Source organism: Psychromonas arctica, assembly GCF_038155225.1.
Lineage (GTDB): Bacteria > Pseudomonadota > Gammaproteobacteria > Enterobacterales > Psychromonadaceae > Psychromonas > Psychromonas arctica_B.
Map to the genome: position 1 here is coordinate 1 of NZ_JBAKBA010000263.1, position 223 is coordinate 223.

General features: G+C 35.9%; 1 protein-coding gene. It reads right to left on the reverse strand.

What is annotated here, in order from left to right; all coding sequences use genetic code 11:
• On the reverse strand, positions 1 to 223 hold a 223-nt coding region (locus V6255_RS18505), incomplete at both ends, for a methyltransferase (protein ID WP_341629433.1).

Genomic DNA, 223 nt, shown 5'->3' on the forward strand with positions numbered 1-223 from the left:
ACCCAACTCTGGCTCATGTTTATATTCATCTGGTAAGTATGCCATATCTTCAGCATCAACATAAGGCGGATTAGACACAATCAGGTAGTATTTCTCATTTTCAATACCACTGAATAAGTCCGATTGAATTGGAAACACATGTTGTGAAACACCATGGTTTTGAATATTAATATAAGCAACTTCTAATTCATCTTCAGACAAATCAACCGCATCAACTTCAGCA